The following is a 4,605-nucleotide window of genomic DNA, read 5'->3' as shown; positions in this document are numbered from 1 at the left end:
GAGCATGATCTGTTCGGAAAACCGCTTCGCGCTTTGCGCTAACGCGGCCCTCCGGGTCCGGATCATGCTCTACGCGTGAATCGATTTTCCGCTGTCGTCGAAACGGTGGATGCGCGCCGGATCCGGGATCAGCGACACCCGGTCGCCGGGATGCAGGTCGAGTTCGCCGACATAGCGCGCGGTCAGCATTCCCAACGGTCCGGCGTCGACATAAAGGAAGGTGTCGCTGCCGAGATGCTCGGCGACCGAGACGGTGCCGTGCCAGCCGCCCTGCCCGTCGCGCTCGACCTTCAAATGCTCGGGCCGCACCCCGATGGTCGCGGCGCCCTGCTGCTTGGCGATCTCACCGGTGACGAAATTCATCTTCGGCGAACCGATGAAGCCGGCGACGAACAGGTTTGCCGGCTTCTCATAGAGCTCGAGCGGCGAACCGTATTGCTCGATCCTGCCGCCGTTCAGCACCACGATCTTGTCCGCCATGGTCATGGCCTCAACCTGGTCGTGGGTGACGTAGATCGCCGTGGTGCCGAGCTGCTTCTGCAACCGTGTCACTTCGAGCCGCATCTGCACCCGCAGCGCGGCATCGAGATTGGACAGCGGCTCGTCGAACAGGAACGCCTTCGGTTCGCGCACGATGGCGCGCCCGATCGCGACGCGCTGGCGCTGGCCGCCGGAGAGCTCGCGCGGCTTGCGGTCGAGATAGGGTGTCAGGTTGAGCGTCGCCGCGGCCGCCTCGACCTTGCGGTTGATCTCGTCCCTGGCGATCCCGGCCATCTTCAGGCCGAACGCGATGTTGCCGCGCACGCTCATATGCGGATAGAGCGCGTAGGACTGGAACACCATCGACAGCCCGCGCTTGGCCGGCGGCACGTCGACCACATTGCGTCCGTCGATCAGGATGGCGCCGCCGGTGACATCCTCGAGCCCCGCGATCAGCCGCAGCAGCGTGGTCTTGCCGCAGCCGGACGGACCGACAAACACCACGAAGGAGCCGTCGGCGATGTCGAGATCGGCGCCCTTGATGATGTGGACCGGCCCGAACGATTTTTGCACACCCTGCAGCGTAATCTGACCCATGGCGAAAGCCTTTCTGCTACTTGACCGCGCCGAAGGTCAGGCCGCGGACGAGCTGCCGCTGACTGAACCAGCCGAGCACGAGAATGGGCGCGATCGCGAGCGTCGACGCCGCCGACAATTTCGCCCAGAACAATCCTTCCGGGCTGGAATAGGACGCGATGAAGACAGTGAGCGGCGCGGCCTCGAGCGTCGACAAATTGAGGGTCCAGAACGCCTCGTTCCACGCCAGGATCAGGTTGAGCAGCAACGTCGAGGCGAGCCCCGGCACCGCCATCGGCGTCAGCACGTAGATCAGCTCGCGCCCGATCGTGGCGCCATCCATCCGCGCCGCCTCGAGGATGTCCTTCGGGATCTCCTTGAAATAGGTGAACAGCATCCAGATCACGATCGGCAGATTGCCGAGGCACAGGATGAAGATCAGGCCAGAGCGGGTGTCGAGCAAGCCGAAGGTGCGGTAGATCAAGTAGATCGGCACCAGCACGCCGACCGGCGGCATCATCTTGGTGGACAGCATCCAGAGCAGCACGTCCTTGGTGCGCTTGGTCGGCGAGAACGCCATCGACCACGCCGCCGGGATCGCGATCAGCATCGCGATCAGCGTCGAGCCGCCGGCGATGATGATCGAGTTGAGCGCGTGGTGGAAATAGTCGCTGCGCTCCTGCACCGTGGCGTAGTTCTCGGTGGTCCAGTGGAAGAACAGGAACGAGGGCGGGATCGCGAACGCCTCGAGCTCGGTCTTGAAGCTCGCCAGCACCATCCAGAGGATCGGGAAGAAGATCAGGAAGCCGACCAGCCAGGCCGCCGCCGTCGAGATCACCTTGCGCCGTGTCGTGACCATCCGCGCCATGACGTTACGCCTCCAGATTCCGGCCGACGATACGGACGAGGAAGAAGGCGACGATGTTGGCGAGCACCACCGCGACCAGGCCGCCCGCCGAGGCGCTGCCGACGTCGTACTGGATCAGCGCCTGCGAATAGATCAGGAAGGCGATGTTGGTGGTCTGCAAGCCGGGGCCGCCGCCGGTGGTGACGAAGATCTCCGCAAACACCGTGAGCAGGAAGATGGTCTCGATCAGGATCACCACGGTGATCGGGCGCGCCAAGTGCGGCAGCGTGATGTAGATGAAGGTCGAGATCGCGCTCGCGCCGTCCATCTCGGCCGCCTCCTTCTGCTCCTCGTCGAGCGATTGCAGCGCGGTGAGCAGGATCAGGGTCGCGAATGGCAGCCATTGCCAGGAGATGATCAGAATCACCGAGAACAGCGGCGCGTCGTTGAACCAGTCGATCGCCGGCAGCCCGAACAGATGCGCGATCCAGGCGAACAGGCCCGACACCGGATGCATCAACAGGTTCTTCCATACCAGCGCGCTCACCGTCGGCATCACGAAGAACGGCGCGATTACCATCAGGCGGACGATCGAGAGCCCGACCACCTGCTGGTCGAGCAGCAGCGCCAGCGGCACGCCAAGGATGATCGTGATCGCGAGCACCGAGCCGACCAGCACCAGGGTGTTCTGCAATGAGGCGAGGAAGGCCGGATCGGTCAGGAAATAGCGGAAATTCTCCAAGCCAACGAATGATTCAGAGCCGGGATCGAGCAGATTGTAATGCAGGGTCGCGAAATAGATCGTGAGCGCCAGCGGCACGATCATCCAGATGAACAGCAACGCCACCGCGGGCGTGAGCAGCGTGCGTGCGAGCAGTTGGGTCTGCTGGGTCGCCATCCCCGCCTCCTTCTCAAGGAAAGGAGCGACCATCCCGCTGCGGGACAGGATGGTCGCAAGTGGCCCAGCTCGGGAGGTCTAAGCTGGTCGGGCGGCCAAGGCGGCTGTCGCGCCTTGGCTATCGAGTCGCGGCTTTGTTTTGAGCATGATCTTTTCGGAAAACCGCTTCACACTTTGCGCTAGCGCGGCCCTCCGGGTAAGGATCATGCTCACTTGATGTAGCCCGCGCGCTTCATTTCGCGCTCGGTGGCGGACTGCGCCGCGGTGAGCGCCGCATCGACGGAGGTCGAGCCGGACAGCGCCGCGGAGAACTGCTGGCCAACCTGGGTGCCGATGCCCTGGAATTCAGGGATCGCCGCATACTGCACGCCGACGTAAGGCACCGGCTTCACCGTCGGCTTGTTCGGATCGGCGGCATCGATCGAGGCCAAGGTCAGCTTGGCGAAGGGCGCGACCTTGAGGTAGTCGGGGTTCTTGTACAGCGAGGTGCGCGTGCCCGGCGGCACGTTGGCCCAGCCTTCCTTCGACGCGACCAGCTTGGTGTAATCCTTGCCGGTCGCCCAGGCGATGAACTTCTCGGCCGCGTCGACCTTCTTCGAACCGGCAGGAACCGCGAGACTCCACGCCCACAGCCAGTTGGCGTTCTTGCCGAGCCCGGTGTTCGGCGCCAGCGCGAAGCCGACCTTGTCGGCGACCTTGGATTCCTTCGGATTGCTGACGAACGACGCTGCGACGGTGGCGTCGATCCACATCGCGCATTTGCCGGCGTTGAACAGCGCGAGGTTCTCGTTGAAGCCGTTGGAAGAGGCGCCGGGAGGGCCGGCCTGCTTCATCAGGTCGACATAGGTCGTCAGCGTCTTCTTCCATTCCGGCGAGGTGAATTGCGGCTCCCACTTCTCGTCGAACCAGCGCGCGCCGTAGGAATTGGCCATCGCGGTCAGGAACGCCATGTTCTCGCCCCAGCCGGCCTTGCCGCGCAGGCAGATGCCGTAGACACCGGCGGACTTGTCGGTCAGCTTCTTGGCGGCGTCGACCACGAAGTCCCAGGTCGGGCTCTCCGGCATCTTCAGGCCAGCCTTGTCGAACAGGTCGGTGCGATACATCACCATCGAGCTCTCGCCGTAGAACGGCGCGGCGTAGAGCTTGCCGTCGACCGAGACCGCATCCTTGATCTTGGGCAGGAGGTCGCCGACGTCGTAATCGGCGCCGAGCTTGTCGAGCGGCACCAGCCAGTTCTTCTTGGCCCAGATCGGCACCTCATAAGTGCCGATGGTGAGCACGTCGAACTGGCCGCCCTTGGTGGCGATGTCGGTGGTCACGCGCTGGCGCAGCACGTTCTCCTCGAGCGTCACCCATTTGACGGTGATGTCGGGATTCTTCGCGGTGAATTCGCTGGTGAGCCCCTGCATGCGGATCATGTCGCCATTGTTGACGGTCGCCACCGTCAGCGTGGTCTGGGCGATCGAGGGGGCAGAGATCAAAACAGCAGCCGCGCCCGCAACGGCGCAAAGGACGTTTTTCAAGGTGACCTCCCTTATGTCACGTTGAGCATATGCTCACGTATTGAGCGTATGTTCATCCCGTCGCCAAACTTTGTCAAGCGCGCGGCAGCGCCGTCCCGCGCGATAGCGGGTTCCACTGCACGCTGGAATGGAGTTGCTTGCGGAGGCGAAGAGAGCGGCTGAGCGCCTGAGAAGTCGAACTGCGACCACGACGGGACTGCACTCCCTCGCCCCGTTCTTACTGGGAGAGGGTAGGGGTGAGAGGCTCTCTCCGCGCATACGGACCACAGCAATGCGTGGAA

General features: G+C 63.7%; 4 protein-coding genes. All 4 read right to left on the bottom strand.

The annotated features are described in order from the left end of the window. Nucleotides 1–69: 69 nt before the first annotated feature. The 4 genes from AKL29_RS31450 to AKL29_RS31435 all read right to left on the bottom strand — a co-directional run bounded on the left by AKL29_RS31450 (nt 70) and on the right by AKL29_RS31435 (nt 4,324). Complete coding sequence (locus AKL29_RS31450; protein WP_050386840.1) at nt 70–1,077, bottom strand: ABC transporter ATP-binding protein; 1,008 nt, start codon at nt 1,075–1,077, stop codon at nt 70–72. 16 nt (nt 1,078–1,093) lie between these two features. Next, complete coding sequence (locus tag AKL29_RS31445) at nt 1,094–1,924, bottom strand: carbohydrate ABC transporter permease (protein ID WP_028334898.1); 831 nt, start codon at nt 1,922–1,924, stop codon at nt 1,094–1,096. Nucleotides 1,925–1,928: 4 nt separating this feature from the next. Continuing rightward, nucleotides 1,929–2,801, bottom strand: coding sequence for a carbohydrate ABC transporter permease (locus AKL29_RS31440; protein ID WP_024583852.1), 873 nt, complete (start codon nt 2,799–2,801; stop codon nt 1,929–1,931). A gap of 209 nt (nt 2,802–3,010) precedes the next feature. Further along, nucleotides 3,011–4,324 carry an ABC transporter substrate-binding protein gene (locus AKL29_RS31435; RefSeq protein ID WP_050386839.1) on the bottom strand — a complete coding sequence of 438 codons (1,314 nt, stop codon included), beginning with the start codon at nt 4,322–4,324 and terminating at the stop codon, nt 3,011–3,013. Nucleotides 4,325–4,605: the final 281 nt, after the last annotated feature.

This window comes from Bradyrhizobium pachyrhizi, from assembly GCF_001189245.1.
In the GTDB taxonomy this organism is placed as follows: domain Bacteria; phylum Pseudomonadota; class Alphaproteobacteria; order Rhizobiales; family Xanthobacteraceae; genus Bradyrhizobium; species Bradyrhizobium pachyrhizi.
Note: the sequence above shows the minus strand (reverse complement) of the source record. Positions and strands in the feature narration are given on the sequence as shown.

Bases quoted from the DNA above. Each gene is read 5' to 3' on its own strand.
- AKL29_RS31450 (WP_050386840.1), bottom strand. From the start codon at position 1,077: ATGGGTCAGATTACGCTGCAGGGTGTGCAAAAATCGTTCGGGCCGGTC.
- AKL29_RS31445 (WP_028334898.1), bottom strand. From the start codon at position 1,924: ATGGCGCGGATGGTCACGACACGGCGCAAGGTGATCTCGACGGCGGCG.
- AKL29_RS31440 (WP_024583852.1), bottom strand. From the start codon at position 2,801: ATGGCGACCCAGCAGACCCAACTGCTCGCACGCACGCTGCTCACGCCC.